We start from the raw sequence: 18,648 nt of genomic DNA, 5'->3' as shown, positions 1-18,648 counted from the left end.
AGTGAGTGATTGCTTGCCAATGGCGTCTCAGGCGACGCCTTCCTTCAGCGAGGGGAGCTTGGATACCAGTCGCAACGAGACCGTGAGGCCTTCCAGCTGGTAGTGCGGACGCAGGAAGAACTTCGCGCTGTAGTAGCCCGGGTTGTCCTCGACTTCCTCCACGATGACTTCGGCCGAGGCCAGCGGTTTGCGGGCCTTGGTGTCCTGGGACGAATTCGCCGGGTCGCCATCGACGTAGCCCATGATCCAGTCGTTGAGCCAGGTCTCCATCTCGGCGCGTTCGCGGAACGCGCCGACCTTGTCGCGGACGATGCACTTCAGGTAGTGGGCGAAGCGGCAGCAGGCGAACAGATACGGCAGGCGCGCGGAGAGCTTGGCGTTGTCGGTGGCTTCCGTGTCGGTGTACTCGAACGGCCGCTGCAGGGACTGGGCGCCGATGAAGGCGGCGAAATCGGAGTTCTTGCGGTAGACGAAGGGCATGAAGCCGTTCTTCGCCAGTTCGGCCTCGCGCCGGTCGCTGATCGCGATCTCGGTCGGGCATTTGATGTCCACGCCGCCGTCGTCGGTCGGGAAGGTGTGGGTTGGCAGGTTCTCGACCGCGCCGCCGGATTCCACGCCGCGGATCGAGGTGCACCAGCCGTAGGACTTGAACGAGCGATTGATGTTGGTCGCCATAGCGTAGGCCGAGTTGATCCAGGCGTAGCGCGCGTGGCTGGCGCCCTCGGTGTCCTCTTCGAAATCGAAGTCGTCGACCGGGCTGGTGCGGATGCCGTAGGGCAGGCGGGCCAGGAAGCGCGGCATGGCCAGGCCGATGTAGCGCGAATCCTCCGATTCGCGCAGGCTGCGCCAGGAGGCGTATTCGGTGTTCTGGAAGATCTTGGTCAGGTCGCGCGGATTGGCCAGCTCCTGCCAGGAGTCCATCTGCATCACCGCCGGAGACGCGCCGGCGATGAAGGGACAGTGCGCCGCCGCGGCGATCTTGGCCATTTCTCCCAGAGTTTCCACGTCCTGCGGGCTGTGGTCGAAATAGAAGTCGCCGACCAGGCAGCCGAACGGCTCGCCGCCGAACTGGCCGTATTCTTCTTCGTAGATCTTCTTGAAGATCGCGCTCTGGTCCCAGCCGATGCCCTTGTAGCGCTTGAGCACGCGGCTGAGCTCCTTCTTGCTGATCGGCATGCAGCGGATCTTCAAGGTCTCGCTGGTCTCGGTGTTGTTGACCAGGTAGTGCAGGCCGCGCCAGGACGATTCGAGCTGCTGGAACTCGGGGTGATGCAGGATGGCGTTGATCTGCTCCGACAACTTGCGGTCGATCTCGGCGATGATCGCCTGTACGGTCTGGTAGGTGTCGGAGGACACGGTGACGGCGTTCTCCAGCGCCTGCTGGGCCAGGGTGCGCACCGCGCTTTCGACGGCCTGCTTGGCCTGGTCGGTCTTGGGCCGCAGTTCGCGGTACAGCAGGCTGGAGAAATCGTCCGCCTGCAGGGCGTCGGCGGCGTGCACCGCGCGCGCGGCGGCTTTGTTCTCGATCGCTTGGGTCTGGGTCTTCATCGGCGATGTCCTGGCTCGGCGGCGGCGCCGCGGAGCGATGCGGGGTTCAGTCGGCGCTGTGATCGGCGTCGGGCGCGGTTTCGTCCGCCGCGGCGGGCGCGTCGGCGACGGCCGCGGGCTTGGGCGAATTGGCCAGCGCGGCCAGCAGCGCCGGTTCGCGCAAGGCGCGCGCGATCAGTTCTTCGGCGGCGTTCTTGCCGTCCATGTAGGACAGCAGGTTGGCCAACTGGATGCGGGCCTCGAGCAGGCGGCTCAGCGGTTCGACCTTGCGCGCGACCTGGGCCGGCGAGAAGTCGTCCATGCTTTCGAAGGTGACGTCGACCAGGATGTCGTCGCCCTCGGTGAGTTTGTTCGGCACCTGGAAGGCGACCCGCGGCGCCACCGACTTGAGCCGCTCGTCGAAGTTGTCGATGTCCACTTCCAGGAACTGGCGCTGCTCCAGGTTCTTCGGCGGGGTCCTGGACTTGCCGGCCAGGTCGGCCATCACGCCCATCACGAAGGGGATTTCGACCTTGCGCTCGCTGCCGTACAGCTCGACGTCGTATTCGATCTGGACGCGCGGCGCGCGGTTGCGGCCGATGAATTTCTGGCCGCCGGACTTCTGCTTGAGTCCCTTCTTGATGTTGGTGTTGACCACGGCGATTCCTCTGGTTCGGCTTGAAAGGGCGGGGTGGGGCGGAGCGCGCGCCGATCAGTCGGCGGGTGCGGGAGCGATGCCGGCGACGGTTTCGACCTGACCCAGGCTGGCCGGGGCGAGTTCGCGCACGATGTCGTAGAAGCTCATGTCCATCAGCCGCAGCGCGCGCCGGATCAGCAGCGGGGCGGGGTGGCTGGGTTCGTGGCGCTCGAGGTAGGCGCTGGCCAGTTCCAGCACCGCGGCGACGTCGCGGCGCGAGCGCAGCTGCAGCGCCGCGGGATCGTGCGGCGCGGCGGCGCTGTCGGCGCCGGGCTCGGCCTGCGCGGTGGCGTCGGCGGCGATGGCGGCGGGCGATTCCTCGGCGACCGCGCACACGGTTTCGATCGTGTGCAGCGGTTGCTCGATCGGGCTGAAGTCGGGAATGGACTCGGCGCCGAGTTCGAGCGCGAAGCGCGCCTTGATCCGCGCCAGCGCCGCCAGCACCGCCGGGATGCTGGCGACGTCGGCTTGGCCCTCGGCATGGGCGCGGCGCAATTGCCCGATCAACGCCGCCTGCTCGCTCGTCGCCAGCGCGGTCGAGTTGACCACCGCGACCGCGACCGCGGCATCGCGGACGCTGATGGTGGCGCCGCGCCGGTCGCGCAGCAGCGGCGCATTGCGCAGCGAACGCGCCATCCCCGTGGGGTCGCTCAAGCCGGCCACGGCGTTCAGGCGCGGCAGCGGATCGTGGTCGTCGAGCGCGTCCAGGCGCGGGTGCAGGTCGGACCAGTAACGGTCCAGCCAGGCGGCGATCAGTTCCAGGCCCTGGACCAGCCCCGGCAGCCCGTCGCGCTCGAGCTTGGCCTGGGCGATCAGCGCGGCGATGCGCAGGTCCTTGGTGCGCGCGCTGAGTTGCAGCGCGCGCCGCTCGACCTCGTTCCAGTCCGGCGGCTCGGCCGGAATCACCGCGGCGCCATATTGTCGCTCTTCGCGGCCGGCGGCCAGACGCAGAATATGCAGATATTCCTCGTCATATTCGAGATCGTCCCCGCAAGGGGCATCCGAACGGGAATATTCGTTGATCAGCGCGTCCAGCCCGCCGGCGTCCTGAAGCACCATCTCCCTTCCCCTGTCCCTGTCGCGACCGAGCGTCCGGTCGCCTATTGATATGGATAACAATCGCGGTGGCGGCTCGGCAACGAGCGCGACTGAAGGGGCTTGCGTGATTCGAATCACTTTTCACGAGGCTGAATGAGTCTTGTTAGGGGGCGATGAATTCCGTTATGGCGTTGCACGAAATCCGCGCTTAGCTGGTGTGTCGATGCGTAATTTCTTATAGGGGCGCATGAATATTGCTAGGCACATTTAGGCCGATGTCACATTCGGCTCAAACACCAATTTTTGCAAAATGAATTTGCGCTGAATAGTAAATGTTGAACATTATTTCCCTGCGCGAGCGCACGGTAGCGATATTTGTGACCGCTTGTGGAATTGTTTATCTGGCCGATATTGGCCGGCGGCGCCGGTATTTTCTTTTCATGAATACGCGATGCCGCCGCGCGAGTATCAAAGTCCGGTCCACCGCATGCCGGGAGTGTCGGGGACGGGCGGGCGCCGGCTGGCGGGGCCGGTCGCGGCGCGGCTGTTGCGCCGCTCATGTTGCATGGCAACATGGGGCCGTACCCCATCGGACTGTCCCGCGATGCCGCGTGTGCTGCTGGTCACCGACACCGACAAGCCGATCGGCGAACTGCGCGCGGTCTTGCAGGCGGCCGGGCACGAGGTGCTGGGTGAAGTCGCGACGACCTGCGGCCTGCTGCGTGCGGTCGAGACCGAGCGCCCGGACGTGGTCATCGTCGACGTCGATTCGCCTTCGCGCGACGCCCTGGAGCAGTTGGCGATGTTGCATGCGCATGCGCCGCGGCCGGTGGTGATGTTCTCCGCCGACGGCGACGAGCGTCTGATCCGTGCCGCGGTCGGTGCCGGGGTCGCCGCTTATGTGGTCGACGGCCTGGCGCCGGAGCGGCTGGCTTCGATCGTCCAGGTCGCGATGGCGCGCTTCGAGCATCAGGCCGACCTGCGCCAGCGCCTGGACCAGGTCCAGCAGCAATTGCTCGACCGCAAGCTGATCGACCGCGCCAAGGGCTTGTTGATGGAGAAGCGCGGCATGAGCGAGGCGCAGGCCTATGCCGCGCTGCGCCAGCAGGCGATGAAGCAGGGCGCCAGGCTGGCCGACGTGGCGCGGCGGATCATCGACCTGGCCGAACTGCTGGGATGAGGAGCCGATGAGCGAGAGCACCGACGTCACCCTGAGCTTGGGCTATCTGCCGCTGATCGACTGCGCGCCGCTGATCGTCGCGGCCCGGCTCGGCTTCGATCGTCGCCACGGCCTGCGCCTGCGCTTGCAGCGGCAGGCCTCCTGGGCCGCTCTGCGCGACAAGCTGCTGTCGGGCGAACTCGACGCCGCGCAGGCCCTGGCCGGACTGGTCTACGGCGTCGACGCCGGCATCGGCGGGCCGCAGGCCGACCTGGCGGTGCTGATGACGCTCAATCACAACGGCCAGGCGATCGTGCTGTCCTCGTCGCTGGCCGCGTCGCTGGCCCAGGGCCGCGACGTGCGCGCCGCCCTGGCGACGCTGCCGCGCGTGCCGGTGTTCGCCCAGACCTTTCCCACCGGCACCCACGCGATGTGGCTGTACGGCTGGTTGGCCGGGCAGGGCGTGGACCCGCTGCGCGAGGTGCGCAGCCTGACCCTGCCGCCGCCGCAGATGCCGCAGGCGTTGGCGCGCGGCGAACTCGACGGGTTCTGCGCCGGCGAGCCTTGGGCCGCCGAGGCCATTGCCGCGCATGCGGGTGCGGTCGCGTTGCCCAGCGGCCGGTTGTGGCCGGGGCATCCGGAAAAGGTGCTGGCCTGCCGGCGCGCGTTCGCCGCCTTGCAGCCGGATACGGCGACGGCGCTGACCGCCGCGGTGCTGGAAGCCTGCCGCTGGCTCGACGAGCCGCAGAACCGGCGCGAGGCCGTGGCCTGGCTGGCGCAACCGGAGGCGATCGGTCTGCCGGCGGCGACGATCGCCGACTGCCTGCTGGCGCAGCCGCCGACCGACCCGTCGGCGCTGCGCTTCCACGGCGACGGCGAGGTCAACCCGCCGCGGCGTTCGGACGGGCGCTGGTTCCTGCGCCAGTTCCGCCGCTGGGGCTGGCTGGTGCCGGCCGCGGCGGACGAGGAGGAAACCCGCTTGGCCGACCTGCATCGGCTCGATAGTTATCGTGCCGCCGCGCAGCGCCTGGGCATTGCCGTCCCCGCATCGGTCGAACGCCCCGACCCCGTCGCCTGGTAGGGAGCGGCGTCGGCCGCGACAGCCGCCGATGGTGCGTGCCGGTGTTGCGACTCAAGCGAGCCGACGGCGGAGGTGGAGACTGGACGTGCCGGTCGGCCCATGAAGGGTCGATGCGCGGCCGAGCCTCACCCGTCCGATTGCCGATGCAAGGCCAGGGCCGCCGCCAGTCCCAGCAGCACCAGCGCCGCTCCGCGATGGATCCGCCGCAGCCCACGCGCGCGCCACCGCCGGGCCGCGCTGGCGCCTGCCAGCGCGTAGGCGCCCATGACCAGAACATCGATCGCGACGAACACCAGGGCCAGCAGCGCGTACTGCGGCCACAACGGCTGCGAGTCGCGTACGAACTGAGGCAGCAAGGCGCAGAAGAACAGCCAGCCTTTCGGATTGCCCAGCGCCACCGCCAGGCAGCGCACGAATGCGCAGGCGCCTGCGGGTGTCGGTGCGGGCGTCGGCGTTTTGGGCAGATCCTGCGGCGGATCCTCGGCGATCGCGCTGTCCGCCGTGCGCCATAGCTGCAGCGCCAGCCAAACCAGATAGGCGATGCCGAAGCTTTTGATCGCCAGGAACACGGCGGTGGAGGCCATCGCCGCCGATCCCAGGCCGACGGCGACGGCGCCGATCAGGATCAGATCGGACAGGGCGGCGCCGGCGATGCCGAAGCCGGCGAGGCGCAGCCCGCCGGTGTTGCCGTGGCTCAGCGCGAGCAGGGTGGTCGGGCCGGGCACCACGATCACCGCCGTCGCGGCGCCCGCGAACCAGGCCAACATCGGCGCGTCGATCATGGCGTTGCGGGAGGGCTGTCGGCCGCGGCCGGATGCGCCGCGCTGTCGCGACCGCCGGCCGGATCGTCGCGATACACCTGCCCGCCCTTCATCACGAACGATATCCGCCGCAGCAGGCCGATATCGGCGACCGGATCGCCGGCCACCGCGACGATGTCGGCCTGCTTGCCCTCGGCGACGGTGCCGGTCTCGCGGTCGATGCCCAGCATCTGCGCCGCGTGCAGGGTCGCGGCCTGGATCGCGCGCATCGGCGGCAGCCCCGCCTGCACCAGCAACTGCAGTTCGCGCGCGTTCTCGCCGTGCGGGTACACCCCGGCATCGCTGCCGGAGGCGATCTTCACCCCGGCCCGGTAGGCGCGCGCCGTGGTCTGCAGATTGCGCAAGCCGGCCGCCTTGATCTTGGCCGCCACCACCGCGGGGAAATAGCCGGACTGGTCGGCCTTGTCGAAGGTGTAGGCATTGGGGCTGATGGTGGGCACGAACCAAGTGCCGTGCGCCTTCATCAGCCGCAGGCCTTGCTCGTCGACGTAGGTGCCGTGTTCGATCGAATCCACGCCGCCCAGCACCGCGCGGCGGATCGCTTCGGCGCCGTGCGCATGCGCGGTGACCTTGAAGCCGTAGTCGCGGGCCGCGGCCACCACGGCCTTGATCTCGGCCACGGTCATCTGCGCGTTGTCGGCGCTGGCGCCTTCGCTCAGGAAACCGCCCGAGGTCATCAGCTTGATTACGTCGGCGCCGCGCTTGTAGTGCTCGCGCACCGCCTTGCGGGCATCGTCCTCGCCGTCGATCACTCCCTGCGCCACGCCCGGGTCGCCGGCCAGATCGGCGCGATAGCCGTTGGTCGGGTCGGCATGGCCGCCGGTGGAGCCGATCGGCACGCCCGCGGTGAGGATGCGCGGGCCGATCGCGTAGCCCGCAGCGATGGCGTCGCGCAGGGCCACCGTCTCGTAGGCGTTGTCGCCCAGGTTGCGCACCGTGGTGAAGCCGGCCAGCAGCGTGTCGCGCGCATAGCGGGTCGAGCGGACCGCATAGTCGGCGATGTCGAGGCGGAACTTCTCGACCGCGCTGGCCGGGCCGACCTGGTCGGACAGGTGGACATGGGCGTCGATCAGGCCGGGCAGGCAGGTCGCGTCGCTCAGGTCCACGACCTGCGCGCCGGAGGGGGCGACGCGGCCGGGCAGCACCTGGGCGATACGCGCATCGCGCACCAGCACCGTGGTCGGGCCGAGCAACTGGCCGCGGTCGACATCGACCAGGCGGCCGCAGTGCAGGGCGCGCAGCGCGGTGCCGTCAGCGCCGCCGGAGCCGTTTTCGGCGGGCGTGGCCAGTGCGGTCGAGGGGGCCAGCGACAGCAGCGCCGGCGCCCACCGCGCTATCTTGAGTAGATGTAACATCAACCGTCCGATATGAAAGTGCCTGACGGAATCGTACGAACGCTTACGAGCCACAGGAAACGATCGTTTCTCGCAAGTCTTATGACTGGAAATAACAAGCCATGATGCGTGGACTGCCGCCTTTGAGCTCGCTGCGCGCGTTCGAGGCCGCCGCCCGCCTGCAGAATTTCTCGCGCGCGGCCGAGGAACTGCACGTCACCCCGGGGGCGGTCAGCCACCGCATCAAGGCGCTGGAAGCGTTCCTGGGCGCGGCGCTGTTCGTGCGCCACGGCAAGCGCAGCCTGGTGCTGACCGGCGAGGGGCGGGACTTCGCCGAGCAGGTCCGCGGCGCCCTGCAGCAGGTCGCCGATGCGGCGCGGCGGATCCAGCGGCAACGGCCCGAGCGCCTGGTGATCAGCACCTTGCCCTCGTTCGCGTCGCGCTGGCTGATGCCGCGCATCGGCAGCTTCCTCGATGCCCATCCCGGGATCGACTTCGGCCTGCGTACCGGCAGCGCGCACGTGGATTTCGCCGCCGAGGGGGTCGACCTGGCGATCCGCTTCGGTCCCGGCGGCTGGCCGAACGTCGATTCGGAACTGCTGATGCGCGACGAGCAGTTCCCGGTGTGCAGCCCCGCGTTCCTGGACGCGCGGCCGCCGTTGGGCCCACAGGATCTGTGCGCGCTCCCGCTGCTGCAGGCCGATCCGCCCGGCTGGCGCCCGTGGTTCGAGGCGGCGGGGCTCGGCCCGCTGGAACCGCGTCCGGCCTTGGCCTTCAACGACGCGGCGCTGACCCTGCAGGCGGCGATCGACGGACGCGGCGTCATGCTGGCGCGACGCTCGATCGTGGAGCGCGACCTGGCCGCAGGCGTCCTGGTCCGTCCGTTCGCGACGGCGGTGGCGACCGACTATGCCTACTACCTGGTCTGGCCCAGGCAGGTGTCGCGTTCGGAACTGGCGGCCGAGTTCCGCGCCTGGCTGCTGGCGCATGCGGGCGCGGTGGTCTGAGCGAGCGGTGCCGGGTGCGGCCTGCGTCTGCGCCAGCGCGGACCGCGATGGGGATACGCGCACAGGCGCGGACTTGCCGGTGTTGCCCGCAGGCGCAGCAGGGCCATCCATCGAATACCGCTCGATGGCGCCGGTGCGGAAGGTCCCGGAACGGGTTCCGACCAGGATCGCTTGTTTGAGATCGCCTGCTCGGGATCGCCTGTTCGAGATCGCCTGTTCGAGATCGCCTGTCCGAGCCGACGCGGCCACGGCTTACGCCTGCGACACGCCGAGACCTGGTGCGTCGCACAATATTGGTGCAGCGCCGCACGATTTTGGCGCGACGGAGCTGCCCGGCGCTGGTCCACGCAGGAGGCGAAGTGCCTAAGCGTCTGAATTTATAAAGAATCACATTCGACGAATGCCCCGCACGCGATTGGCACGGGCTTTGCTTGATCTGTCGTGCGGGCGCAACGGCGCGTTCGCGACAACCCGATAGCGGCAGGCGGACCAACGGCGGTCCGGTTGCCGAAGACAACGGCGTCTTTCCGGTTCGCACCGGGAAGGCGCCGTTTTCGTTTGCCCCTTGCGGTCGCCTGGCGTGCCGATGGAACGGCGCGGCGCGGCCACCTTTCGGAGATTGCGCGGATGGATCGTTCGTTCTGGCGGGCCGGGCATACGCCCACCTTGTTGTCGGCGTTTCTGTATTTCGATCTGAGTTTCATGGTCTGGTACCTGCTGGGGCCGATGCAGGTGCAGATCGCCGAAGCCCTGGCGCTGGACACGCGCCAACGCGCGCTGATGGTGGCGGTGCCGATCCTGTGCGGCGCGCTGTTGCGTTTGTTGCTGGGCCTGGTCGCCGACCGCATCGGCGCGCGCCGCACCGGCCTGCTCGCCCAGGGCGTAGTGATCGCGGCGCTGTTCGTGGCCTGGTACTCGGGCGTGCACAGCTATGCGCAGGTGTTGCTGCTCGGCGCCATGCTCGGCGTCGCCGGCGCCTCGTTCGCGATCGCCTTGCCGCTGGCTTCGCGCTGGTATCCGCCCGAGCACCAGGGCACGGCGATGGGGATCGCCGGCGCCGGCAACTCGGGCACGGTGCTGGCGGCGCTGTTCGCGCCGGCCTTGGCCGCTGCGTTCGGCTACCGCAACGTGTTCGGCCTGGCCTGCCTGCCGCTGCTGGTCGTGTTGGCGGTGTTCGCCCTGTACGCCAAGGATGCGCCGGTGGCGGTGCCGCAGCGGCGCCTGCGCGATTACGGCCGGGTGCTGGTCGGCAACCGCGATTCGTGGTGGTTCATGTTCTTCTACGCGATCACCTTCGGCGGCTTCGCCGGCTTCGCCAGCGCATTGCCCGGCTACTTCCACGATCAGTTCGGCTTCGAACCCAAGCTCGCCGGCTGGGCCACCGCGGCCTGCGTGCTGGCCGGCTCGCTGATGCGTCCGTTCGGCGGCGCGATCGCCGACCGCATCGGCGGCACCCGCACCTTGCTGGCGGTGTACGCGCTGGCGGCGCTGCTGGTCGCGATGGCCGCGTTGGGCCTGGGCGCGGCGGCGACGGTGGCCTTGTTCGTGCTGACCCTGCTGTGCCTGGGCGCTGGCAACGGCGCGGTGTTCCAACTCGTGCCGCAGCGCTTCGGCAGCGACATCGGCCTGATGACCGGCCTGATCGGCATGGCCGGCGGCGTCGGCGGTTTCCTGCTCGCCGCCGGCATGGGCGTGCTCAAGCAGGAATACGGCAGCTATGCGCCCGGCCTGTGGGGCTTCGCCGCATTCGCCGGACTGGCCTGGTTGTCGGTGGCGGGATTGCGCCAGCACTGGCGCCAGCAGTGGACCGCGGTCGGCGCGGCCCGGGTCTGAGGGGAGAACCCATGAACAAACTCAAGCTGGTGGTGATCGGCAACGGCATGGCGGGCATCCGCACGCTGGAAGAACTGCTCAAGCTGGCGCCGGAGCTGTACGACATCACCGTGTTCGGCGCCGAGCCGCATCCGAACTACAACCGAATCCTGCTGTCGCCGGTGCTGGCCGGCGAGCAGGCCTTCGACGACATCGTGCTCAATCCGTTGTCGTGGTACGAGCAGAACGGGATCCGCCTGCACCTGGGCCGCGAAGTGGTGCGGATCGACCGGGTGCGCCGGCGGGTGATCGCCGCCGACGGCACCGAAGCCGAGTACGACCGCCTGCTGCTGGCCACCGGCTCGCTGCCGATCCTGCTGCCGGTGCCGGGCAAGGACCTGGACGGGGTGATCAGCTACCGCGACATCCGCGATACCCAGGCGATGATCGACGCCGCCCGGGTCAAGCGCCATGCGGTGGTGATCGGCGGCGGCCTGCTCGGCCTGGAGGCCGCCAACGGTCTGCGCCAGCGCGGCATGGAGGTGGTGGTGGTGCACCTGGCCGAGTGGCTGCTGGAGCGCCAGCTCGACCCGGTCGCGGGCGAGTTGCTGCAACGCTCGCTGAGCGAGCGCGGCCTGCGCTTCCGCCTGGGCACCTCGACCGAGGCCTTGCTCGGCGACGAGCACGGCGCGGTGCGCGCGGTGCGCTTCTCCGACGGCAGCGAGGAGCCGGCCGAACTGGTGGTGATGGCGGTCGGCATCCGTCCCAACATCCGCCTGGCCCAGGACGCAGGAATCCACTGTGCGCGCGGCATCGTGGTCAACGATTCGCTGCAGACCTACGACCCGCGCGTGTACGCGGTCGGCGAATGCGTCAGCCACCGCGGCGTCGCCTACGGCCTGGTCGCGCCGCTGTTCGAGCAGGCCAAGGTCTGCGCCAATCATCTGGCGCGCTACGGCATCGGCATCTATCGCGGCTCGGTGTCGTCGACCAAGCTCAAGGTCACCGGCATCGATCTGTTCTCGGCCGGCGAATTCATGGGCGGCGAGGGCTGCGACGAGATCGTGCTGTCCGACCCGGCCGGCGGGGTCTACAAGAAACTGGTGATCCGCGACGAGCGCCTGGTCGGCGCCTGCCTGTACGGCGACACCGGCGACGGCGGCTGGTATTTCAAGCTGCTCAAGGACGCGAGCCCGATCGACGACCGCCGCGACCAGCTGATCTTCGGCGAGACCGCGCTCGGCGACGCCGGCACCGCCGGCCAGGACCGCGCCAGCGCGATGGCCGACGCCGACGAGGTCTGCGGCTGCAACGGGGTCAGCAAGGGGTGCATCGTCAAGGCGATCAACGAGCAGGGCCTGTTCACCGTCGACGAGGTCAAGAAGCAGACCAAGGCCGCCAGTTCCTGCGGTTCCTGCACCGGCCTGGTCGAGCAGTTGCTGATGAACTGCCTGGGTTCGAACTTCCAGGAAACGCCCAAGACCAAGGCGGTGTGCGGCTGCACCGACCACAGCCACGGCGAGGTGCGCCAGGCGATCCGCGAGCACAAGCTGCTCAGCCACGCCCAGGCCTACGCCTTCCTGGAATGGCGCTCGCCCAACGGCTGCGCGACTTGCCGGCCGGCGATCAACTACTACCTGATCTCGACCTGGCCGCGCGAAGCGGTCGACGACCCGCAGTCGCGCTTCATCAACGAGCGTGCCCACGCCAACATCCAGAAAGACGGCACCTTCTCGGTGATTCCGCAGATGAAGGGCGGGGTGACCAACGCCTCGGAACTGCGCCGGATCGCCGACGTCGCCGACAAGTACGCGATCCCGATGGTCAAGGTCACCGGCGGCCAGCGCATCGACCTGCTCGGAGTCAAGAAAGAAGACCTGGTCGAGGTCTGGCGCGATCTGGGAATGAATTCCGGCCACGCCTACGGCAAGTCGATCCGCACGGTGAAGACCTGCGTCGGCAGCGAGTTCTGCCGCTTCGGCACCCAGAACAGCACCCAGATGGGCATCGACCTGGAAACCATGCTGGCCAACATGTGGAGCCCGCACAAGGTCAAGCTGGCGGTGTCGGGCTGCCCGCGCAACTGCGCCGAGTCCGGGATCAAGGATGTCGGCATCATCGCGGTGGACTCGGGCTGGGAGATCCACATCGGCGGCAACGGCGGGATCAAGACCGAGGTCGCACGCTTCCTGGTCAAGGTGCGCAGCGCCGAGGAGGTGCGCGAGTACACCGGCGCCTTCCTGCAGCTGTACCGCGAGGAGGCCTATTACCTGGACCGCACCGTGCACTACCTGCAGCGGGTCGGGATGGACTACGTGCAGCAGCGGGTGGTCGCCGACGCGGCCAACCGGCGCGCCTTGTACGAGCGCCTGCTGTACGCGCTGGAAGGCCTGAGCGACCCGTGGGCGGCGCGGATCGCCGCGGCCAAGCCGCGCGAGTACCAGCGCCTGCGGATTCCGGCGCAGTTGGTCGGGGCGGAGGGCTGAGCGATGCACGAGATCGACGACGATCCGCGTTGGCAGCGCATCTGCGTGCTGGAAGACATTCCGCGCCTCGGCGCGCGGGTGCTGGAGATCGCCGGCGGCGACGACGTCGCCGTGTTCCGCACCGCCGACGACCGGGTGTTCGCCCTGATCGACCGTTGCCCGCATAAAGGCGGGCCGCTGTCGCAGGGACTGGTCGCCGGCGACCGGGTGACCTGTCCCTTGCACGCCTGGACGATCGGTTTGGGCGACGGCCGCGCCTGCGAGCCGGACGTCGGCTGCACGCCGACCTTGCGCGTCCGGCTGCAGGCCGGCGAGGTCTGGCTGGCGCTGGCCGATCTGCCGTTGCGGGGCGCGGCCTGATGGACGGCGGCGGCGCGCCCGGTCGGCAGGCCGACGACCGGATCCGTTCGGTGTGCTGCTACTGCGGCGTCGGTTGCGGCGTGCTGGTGCAGACCGCCGGCAGCGGCGAGCAGCGGCGCATCGTCGCGGTCGAGGGCGACCCACAGCATCCGGCCAACCAGGGCCGGCTGTGCAGCAAGGGCCGCGCCCTGGCGCAGAGCGCGAGCAGCCTGCAGGGGCGGTTGCTGGCACCGCAACTGCGGCCGTCGCGGCATGCGCCGCGGCGCGAGGTCGACTGGTCGCTGGCGCTGGACACGGTGGCCGCGCGGCTGGCCTCGATCGTCGCCGAACACGGTCCGGACTCGGTCGCGTTCTACCTGTCCGGGCAGTTGCTGACCGAGGACTACTACGTCTTCAACAAGCTCGCCAAAGGCCTGTTGGGCAGCAACAACATCGACACCAATTCGCGCCTGTGCATGTCCAGCGCGGTCGCCGGCTACAAGCTCGCGCTCGGCGCCGACGGGCCGCCGACCTGTTACGAAGACCTGGAGCTGGCGCGTACCGTGCTGTTCGCCGGCAGCAACATGGCCTATGCGCATCCGGTGCTGTTCCGGCGCCTGGAGCAGGCGCGCGAACGCGATCCGCAGCGGCACTGGGTCGTGATCGATCCGCGCCGCACCGACACCGCGGCGATGGCCGACCTGCATCTGGCGATCCAGCCCGGCACCGACGTGGCCTTGTTCAACGGCATGCTGCACCACCTGATCTGGGAAGACCGGATCGACCGCGACTACATCGCCCGCCACACCCAGGGCTTCGACGAACTCAAGCGGACGCTGCGCGACTACACCCCGCGCATGGCCGCGGAGATCTGCGGCATCGAAGCCGCCGACCTGGTCCAGGCGGCGGAGTGGTTCGGCAGCGGCGAGCCGGCGTTGTCGCTGTACTGCATGGGCCTGAACCAGTCCGCGCACGGCACCGACAAGAACCTGGCCCTGATCCACCTGCATCTGGCCACCGGCCAGATCGGCAAGCCCGGCGCCGGCCCGTTCTCGCTGACCGGCCAGCCCAATGCGATGGGCGGACGCGAAGTCGGCGGCATGGCGACCATGCTGGCCGCGCACCGCGAGATCGGCAACGCCCAGCACCGGGCCGAACTGGAAGTGCTTTGGGGCCTGCCGGCGCAGCATCTGTCGGCGCAGCCGGGCCTGTCCGCGGTGCCGCTGTTCGAGGCCTTGCGCAGCGGCCGGGTCAAGGCGGTGTGGATCGCCTGCACCAACCCGGTGCACTCCATGCCCGACATCGGCCGGGTGCGCGAAGCGCTGCAGCAGGCCGACTATGTGATCGTGCAGGAAGCCTTCGAACGCACCGACACCACGCCGTATGCCGACGCCTTACTGCCGGCAGCGACCTGGGGCGAAAAAGAAGGCACGGTGACCAACTCCGAGCGGCGCATCTCGCGGGTGCGCGCCGCGGTGCCGGCGCCCGGCCGGGCCCGGCCGGACTGGTGGATCGCGACCGAAGTCGCGCGCCGGCTGGAAGCGCGGCTGGCGCCGCCCGGTACCGCGCCGATGTTCGGCTTCGACGGGCCGGAGGCGATCTTCGACGAACACCGGCGGCTGACCGAAGGCCGCGACCTCGACATCGGCGGACTCGACTATGCGCGCCTGGACGCGCAGGGGCCGCAGCAATGGCCGTATCCGGCCGGCGCGCAAAGCGGCCAGGCGCGGCGCTACGCCGACGGCCGCTATCCCACCGACGACGGCCGCGCGCGTTTCCAGCCGACCCCGTACCGGCCGGTGGCCGAACCCACTTCGTCGCGTTTTCCGCTGCGCCTGCTCAGCGGCCGGCTGCGTGATCAGTGGCACGGCATGTCGCGCAGCGGCCGGGTGCCGGCGCTGTTCGCGCACAGCCCCGAGCCCGGCCTGCGCATGCAGGCCCAGGACGCGGCGCGGCGCGGCCTGGCCCCCGGCGATCTGGTACGGGTGATCGGCAAACGCGGCGAACTGGTGCTGCCGCTGGAACTGTCCGACGAAGTGAGTTCCGGCACGGTGTTCGCGGCCATGCACTGGAGCGGCCAGTTCTTGTCCAGCGGCGGCATCAACGAAGTGACCCAGCCCGCAGTCGACGCGCGTTCGCTGCAGCCCGAACTCAAGCACGCCGCGGTGCGGGTGGAGAAGGCCGAGTTCGGCTGGCACCTGCTCGCGGCGCGTTGCGGCGACGCGCTGGCGCTGCACGCCGCGGCGCAGCCGTTCCTGCGCGATTGCGGGTATGCCGGGATCGGCCTGTATCCCTGGGCGATGCCGGGCGACGCGCCGGGGCGCGGCGAAGCCGACCAGGGGCGCGGCTGGCTGGTGCTGCGCGCGGCCTGCGTCGAGGCGCCGCCGGCAGCCTGGCTGGACGAGTTGGCGGCGGCGCTGGACCTGCAGGCGCAAGCCGTGCGGCTGGAATACCGCGACCCGCGCCGCGGCCTGGTCAAGCGCGTGGTCTGGGGCGACGCCAGCGCGCAGGACCGGATCGAAGGCCTGCTGTGGACCGATCCGCAGCGCCCGGCCGCGGCCGAGGCGCTGCTGGACACCGCCCTGTCCGGCACCGCCTGGGAAGGCCCACGCCTGGCGGTGTTCTCGCGCTCGGCGGCGAGCGCGCGCGACCCGGTGGTCTGCCAATGCCTGCAGGTGCGCGAGTCGGCGATCCGCGCCGAGATCGCGCGCGGCGCCGACGCCGAGACGGTCAAGCAACGGCTGGGCTGCGCCGGCGTCTGCGGCTCCTGCGGGCCGCAGGTCATGCGCATGTGCCGCGAGACCGCGTTGCGCGCCTGAGCGCAGGCAAGCGGTCGCGGCCCTGGTCGCGGCGGTGGAACAGGCGGGACAAAAAGACAGGACGAGCAGGCAAGACGAACAGGCGCAACACGGCATCCGGCGGAGACGAGCATGCGGCAGAACATCGGCACAGACGGGGCAGGGCGCGGCGGCGAAGTGGTGCTGCTGTCGGCCGGTCCCGGCGATCTGGAACTGCTGACCCTGAAGGCGGCGCGCGAACTGGCTGCGGCGCAGGTGCTGCTGCTCGACGAACTGGTCGATCCGGACATCGTCGAACTGGCGCCGCGGGCGCGGGTGCTGCGGGTCGGCAAGCGCGGCGGTTGCCGGTCCACGCCGCAGGCGTTCATCTGCCGGCTGATGCGCCGCTACGCGCTGCAGGGCGCGCGGGTGGTGCGGGTCAAGGGCGGCGATGCGCTGTTGTTCGGCCGCGCCGGCGAAGAGATCGAATTCCTGCGCGCGGCCGGGGTGCCGGTGCGCATCGTCAACGGGGTCAGTTCGGCCTTCGCCGCGGCCGCGGGGCTGGGCGTGTCGCTGACCCATCGCGAGCATTGCCACGGGGTCAGCTTCGTCACCGCGCACACCCGCGACCACGGCGAACCCGATTGGGCGGCGCTGGCGGCGACCGGCACGACCCTGGCGATCTACATGGGGCTGGGCCGGGTCGCGTCGGTCGCCGCGGCGCTGTTGCGGCATCTGCCGGCGCAGACGCCGGCGGCGATCGTGTTGGCGGCCAGCCGGGCCGACGAGCGCCGCATCGTCACCACGCTGGCGCGCCTGCACGAACACGCCGCGGCCGGCCAGGGCGGCGCGCCCGGCCTGATCCTGGTCGGCGCGGCGCTGGCCGCAGCCGCGGCCTCGCCTGCCTGCGCCGACGAAGCGGCCGCCGCAGCGCGGCGCTGAAGCGGCCGGCGATGCCTACTTCTCGACCTTCTTGCGCTTGGCCGCTGTCTTCTTCGCCGCCGTCGCCGCGTTCTGCGGCGCGCGTCCGGCGGCCACGCTCAGATCGCCGGCGATGGCATCGTTGTCGACCGGTCCCGGCACGCGGGTGAGTTCGCCGCACAGGCGTTCGGGATAGACCAGGCACTGGCAGGAATCGACCTGTCCGCCTTCGCCGTCGTCGCCGCTGCCGACGAAACCCAGCGGCGCGTAGCGGTGCTCGACGCCGAGCGGCGGACGCAGTTCGGCCTCGCCGTCGATGCGCGGCCATTCGACGTCGCCGGTCGCGACCCGCGCCGGAATCAGCCAGTAGTCGCCGCTGCGGTACTCGCCGCCGTCGCCGAAGCGGACCACGATGCCGTCCTCGAGCGGAATCCAGTACGGCTTGCCTGGGTCGTGTTTGGGCGGCGGGTTCAGCGGCACCGCGTTGTCGCTGGCCAGGCCGAAGTCGCCCTGGCCGACGTGGTCCCAGCGCCGCAGCTTGGTGCTGGCGTTGGGGCTGCGGTCCTGGGCCTGGGTCAGGACCAGCACGTTGCCCTCGACGCTGGCGATCTGGCTGAGCCGGCCGGGGCGGCCGAGCAGATCGTCTTCCTCGTCGGTGATCTCGACCCATTGCCGATCGCGGAAGTCGCGCGCGTTGGCCACTTCGAGCCGGTCGCCGCCGCCGCCGATCCAGCGCGTCAGCACGCTGCCGTTGTCGCGCGACCATTTGAAGGTCGGGCCTTGCGGGTGCTCGCTGCCGCGGTGGATCTCGACCCGGTACAAGTGGTTCTCCGCGCCGCGGTAGGCCGAGTCGGGGCTGGTCGCGCAGGGGTCGTCCAGGCGCTCGTGCTCCTGCAGTTGCGCCGCCAGCCGCGGCCGCTCGCGCTCGAACAGGCGCAGCGGCGCGGCGCAGGCCGAGCGGTAGTCCTCGGACAACTGCGACAGCGCCGCGTCCAGGCGCGCGATCCACTCCTGCAGGCGCTCGCGCTCGGCCTCGTCCTCGGTCTGTTCGGCGCGCTGCTTGAGTTGGGCGATGCGGTCCTCGAAGGCCTTGCGCAACGGCTCCTGGGCCCAGGCGCGGACCTGCCACACCACTTGCCGCCGGCTGCAGGTGTCCGGCCCGCCGAGGGCGACCTCGCGCAGGTGCGGCATTTCGACCGAGGTGACGTGGCGTTCCCACACGTCCAGGTAGACCCAGAAGCGTTGCTCCTGGTTGTCGGAACCCGATTCCAGCCACAGCCGCAAAGGATCGCCGCCGCCGGCGTTCGGATCGGCCGGGGCCGGGGTGTAGTGCGGCTGGGCGAGGTAGTCGCAGCCCTCGTTCTCGCACAGGATGCCGTCGACGTAGTAGCGCCCGGCGCCGATGCTCAGCGAGCGTTTGCCGTCGTTGTCCTGCAGCTGCAACGCGAAGCCCGGCTCGGCGGCGGGCGCGGCGTAGGGGCCGAACACGTCGCGGGCCAGGGTGCGCAGCAGGTGCAGCAGGATCGCGCCCTGTTCGTTGGGATCGGCGTCCAGGGTGACCCGGCCTTGTTGCAGCAGGACCTGGCTGAAGTGATGGCGGGGATCGAAGGTCGCCCGAGTGAAATCGCCTTTCATATGCGTTCCTTCCA

14 protein-coding genes are annotated in these 18,648 nt (G+C 69.9%); 8 read left to right on the top strand and 6 right to left on the bottom strand.

The window, feature by feature from the left end:
- Positions 1-27 precede the first annotated feature (27 nt).
- Genes tssC through tssA form a run of 3 tightly spaced genes read right to left on the bottom strand, consistent with a single transcriptional unit; the run spans position 28 to position 3,283 of the window.
- The gene (gene tssC / locus AC3A57_RS05200) at positions 28-1,548 is read right to left on the bottom strand and encodes a type VI secretion system contractile sheath large subunit (RefSeq protein ID WP_487577924.1); all 1,521 of its coding nucleotides are present in this window, start codon (positions 1,546-1,548) and stop codon (positions 28-30) included.
- 46 nt (positions 1,549-1,594) lie between these two features.
- Entirely contained in the window at positions 1,595-2,185 is a 591-nt protein-coding gene (gene tssB / locus AC3A57_RS05195; RefSeq protein WP_487577923.1) for a type VI secretion system contractile sheath small subunit, read from the bottom strand.
- A gap of 54 nt (positions 2,186-2,239) precedes the next feature.
- Complete coding sequence (tssA, locus tag AC3A57_RS05190; RefSeq protein ID WP_487577922.1) at positions 2,240-3,283, bottom strand: type VI secretion system protein TssA; 1,044 nt, start codon at positions 3,281-3,283, stop codon at positions 2,240-2,242.
- Positions 3,284-3,866: 583 nt separating this feature from the next.
- Here tssA and AC3A57_RS05185 point away from each other — a divergent pair.
- Positions 3,867-4,442 (top strand): ANTAR domain-containing response regulator, encoded by a 576-nt coding sequence (locus AC3A57_RS05185; protein ID WP_487577921.1) that lies wholly within the window; start codon positions 3,867-3,869, stop codon positions 4,440-4,442.
- A gap of 7 nt (positions 4,443-4,449) precedes the next feature.
- Entirely contained in the window at positions 4,450-5,502 is a 1,053-nt protein-coding gene (locus AC3A57_RS05180) for a CmpA/NrtA family ABC transporter substrate-binding protein (RefSeq protein WP_487577920.1), read from the top strand.
- A gap of 125 nt (positions 5,503-5,627) precedes the next feature.
- Here the strand turns inward: AC3A57_RS05180 and AC3A57_RS05175 are convergent, their stop codons facing one another.
- Positions 5,628-6,284 (bottom strand): LysE family translocator, encoded by a 657-nt coding sequence (locus AC3A57_RS05175; RefSeq protein WP_487577919.1) that lies wholly within the window; start codon positions 6,282-6,284, stop codon positions 5,628-5,630.
- The gene (locus tag AC3A57_RS05170; protein ID WP_487577918.1) at positions 6,281-7,678 is read right to left on the bottom strand and encodes a metal-dependent hydrolase family protein; all 1,398 of its coding nucleotides are present in this window, start codon (positions 7,676-7,678) and stop codon (positions 6,281-6,283) included. Before AC3A57_RS05170 ends, AC3A57_RS05175 begins: the two co-directional genes overlap by 4 nt.
- A 101-nt stretch (positions 7,679-7,779) precedes the next feature.
- Between AC3A57_RS05170 and gcvA the strand changes: the two genes are divergently transcribed.
- The 6 genes from gcvA to cobA all read left to right on the top strand — a co-directional run bounded on the left by gcvA (position 7,780) and on the right by cobA (position 17,020).
- A complete protein-coding gene (gene gcvA, locus AC3A57_RS05165) occupies positions 7,780-8,664 on the top strand; it encodes a transcriptional regulator GcvA (RefSeq protein ID WP_487577917.1) in 885 nt (294 codons plus the stop codon).
- A gap of 666 nt (positions 8,665-9,330) precedes the next feature.
- Positions 9,331-10,497, top strand: a complete 1,167-nt coding sequence (locus AC3A57_RS05160) for an MFS transporter (protein WP_487578400.1) — start codon at positions 9,331-9,333, stop codon at positions 10,495-10,497.
- Positions 10,498-10,508: 11 nt separating this feature from the next.
- Positions 10,509-12,962: a nitrite reductase large subunit NirB gene (nirB, locus tag AC3A57_RS05155; protein ID WP_487577916.1), complete on the top strand. Its 2,454-nt coding sequence runs from the start codon at positions 10,509-10,511 to the stop codon at positions 12,960-12,962.
- Between the two features lie 3 nt (positions 12,963-12,965).
- Positions 12,966-13,322, top strand: a complete 357-nt coding sequence (gene nirD, locus AC3A57_RS05150) for a nitrite reductase small subunit NirD (protein WP_221672561.1) — start codon at positions 12,966-12,968, stop codon at positions 13,320-13,322.
- Complete coding sequence (locus AC3A57_RS05145; protein ID WP_487577915.1) at positions 13,322-16,120, top strand: nitrate reductase; 2,799 nt, start codon at positions 13,322-13,324, stop codon at positions 16,118-16,120. The genes nirD and AC3A57_RS05145 overlap by 1 nt, the downstream gene beginning before the upstream one ends.
- Positions 16,121-16,276: 156 nt before the next feature.
- On the top strand, positions 16,277-17,020 hold the full coding sequence (gene cobA / locus AC3A57_RS05140) for a uroporphyrinogen-III C-methyltransferase (protein ID WP_487578399.1): 744 nt from the start codon (positions 16,277-16,279) through the stop codon (positions 17,018-17,020).
- 15 nt (positions 17,021-17,035) lie between these two features.
- Here cobA and AC3A57_RS05135 read toward each other — a convergent pair whose 3' ends face one another.
- Complete coding sequence (locus AC3A57_RS05135) at positions 17,036-18,634, bottom strand: DUF6519 domain-containing protein (protein WP_487577914.1); 1,599 nt, start codon at positions 18,632-18,634, stop codon at positions 17,036-17,038.
- Positions 18,635-18,648: the final 14 nt, after the last annotated feature.

Source organism: Lysobacter sp. Soil_C_15, from assembly GCF_057657315.1.
The sequence above is the reverse complement of the archived record's forward strand: the minus strand, read 5'-3'. Positions and strand labels throughout refer to the sequence as shown.

Coding starts and splice junctions, on each gene's coding strand:
- tssC (WP_487577924.1), bottom strand. CDS start 1,548: ATGAAGACCCAGACCCAAGCGATCGAGAACAAAGCCGCCGCGCGCGCG.
- tssA (WP_487577922.1), bottom strand. CDS start 3,283: ATGGTGCTTCAGGACGCCGGCGGGCTGGACGCGCTGATCAACGAATAT.
- AC3A57_RS05185 (WP_487577921.1), top strand. CDS start 3,867: ATGCCGCGTGTGCTGCTGGTCACCGACACCGACAAGCCGATCGGCGAA.
- AC3A57_RS05180 (WP_487577920.1), top strand. CDS start 4,450: ATGAGCGAGAGCACCGACGTCACCCTGAGCTTGGGCTATCTGCCGCTG.
- AC3A57_RS05175 (WP_487577919.1), bottom strand. CDS start 6,284: ATGATCGACGCGCCGATGTTGGCCTGGTTCGCGGGCGCCGCGACGGCG.
- AC3A57_RS05170 (WP_487577918.1), bottom strand. CDS start 7,678: ATGTTACATCTACTCAAGATAGCGCGGTGGGCGCCGGCGCTGCTGTCG.
- gcvA (WP_487577917.1), top strand. CDS start 7,780: ATGATGCGTGGACTGCCGCCTTTGAGCTCGCTGCGCGCGTTCGAGGCC.
- nirB (WP_487577916.1), top strand. CDS start 10,509: ATGAACAAACTCAAGCTGGTGGTGATCGGCAACGGCATGGCGGGCATC.
- nirD (WP_221672561.1), top strand. CDS start 12,966: ATGCACGAGATCGACGACGATCCGCGTTGGCAGCGCATCTGCGTGCTG.
- AC3A57_RS05145 (WP_487577915.1), top strand. CDS start 13,322: ATGGACGGCGGCGGCGCGCCCGGTCGGCAGGCCGACGACCGGATCCGT.
- AC3A57_RS05135 (WP_487577914.1), bottom strand. CDS start 18,634: ATGAAAGGCGATTTCACTCGGGCGACCTTCGATCCCCGCCATCACTTC.